The 1,239-nt window shown below is 64.5% G+C and carries 2 protein-coding genes; both read left to right on the forward strand.

The genetic code is table 11. The annotated features are described in order from the left end of the window. Positions 1-268 precede the first annotated feature (268 nt). Positions 269-427 (forward strand): hypothetical protein, encoded by a 159-nt coding sequence (locus tag Q2100_RS28700; protein WP_302916767.1) that lies wholly within the window; start codon positions 269-271, stop codon positions 425-427. 126 nt (positions 428-553) lie between these two features. Continuing rightward, the gene (locus Q2100_RS28705) at positions 554-1,177 is read left to right on the forward strand and encodes a superoxide dismutase (RefSeq protein WP_264014274.1); all 624 of its coding nucleotides are present in this window, start codon (positions 554-556) and stop codon (positions 1,175-1,177) included. The last annotated feature ends 62 nt before the right edge of the window (positions 1,178-1,239 follow it).

Below are 1,239 nucleotides of genomic sequence, written 5' to 3' on the forward strand. Positions count from 1 at the left end.
GGACGCCGACGACGGACGCGAGGACGCCGGTTCCCATGCCCGCACGCGCCGCGGCCCGGCCGCGTCGCGGCCCACGCCACCGGCGGCGGAGACGCGGAGACCGACATCGGCTCATGGTGATCACAAGACCCCTCGATCCGGCGCGCGGCAGGTTTGCGGGGCCGATTTTTCTGTCGGCCCGCGAAGGGCTATGATCGGCGTCACACACGGTTTCTGTGATAGATCTCACCTGGGGGCGGACATTGATTGTGCTGGTCAGGAGCGTTTGATGGCATCGCATCCGATGGGCTCGGGATCGGCTATGCCACCGTCTGAATGGCACACTTCCACCCACGTCTACAACCGCAGCCAACTCATGGCCTGCATGCGAGCCGCCGCCATCGCGTTGGTGCTGCTGGGCATTCTCGCCCTCATCGTCCTGTTCTGAAGTCGGCTCCGACGGGTACTGCTGTAGATGCGCCGCGCGTCCTTGCGGTGCGCGCAGTGATGGAGCAATGTTGACCTTGATACCGAGGATGTCGAGCTTCATCGATCAGCAAGAGGAAGGAAACTCGTGGCCGAATACACCCTGCCCGAACTCGATTACGACTACGGAGCCCTGGAGCCGCACATCTCCGGACAGATCAACGAGCTCCACCACAGCAAACATCACGCGACCTATGTGAAGGGCGCCAACGACGCGCTGTCGAAGCTGGAGGAGGCCCGTGCGAGCGGTGACCACTCCGCGATCTTCCTGAACGAGAAGAACCTGGCCTTCCATCTCGGCGGCCACGTCAACCACACCATCTGGTGGAAGAACCTGTCCCCGAACGGCGGTGACAAGCCGACCGGCGAGTTGGGCGCGGCCATCGACGACGCGTTCGGTTCGTTCGACAACTTCCGGGCGCAGTTCACCGCCGCCGCCAACGGCCTGCAGGGTTCGGGGTGGGCGGTGCTCGGCTACGACACGCTGGGCCAGCGCCTGTTGACCTTCCAGCTGTACGACCAGCAGGCCAACGTCCCGCTCGGCATCATTCCGCTGCTGCAGGTGGACATGTGGGAGCACGCGTTCTACCTGCAGTACAAGAACGTCAAGGCCGACTACGTCAAGGCGTTCTGGAACGTCGTCAACTGGGCCGACGTGCAGAACCGGTTCGCCACCGCCACGGGTGCGGCCAAGGGGCTCATCCTCGGCTAGAGCCAGGGCCGGCTTCGGTCATCACACGCTTCACAGAAGGGGGGGCGCGCGATTCGCGCGGC

The sequence above is a fragment of the Mycolicibacterium arseniciresistens genome (assembly GCF_030519285.1).
GTDB classification, from domain to species: domain Bacteria; phylum Actinomycetota; class Actinomycetes; order Mycobacteriales; family Mycobacteriaceae; genus Mycobacterium; species Mycobacterium arseniciresistens.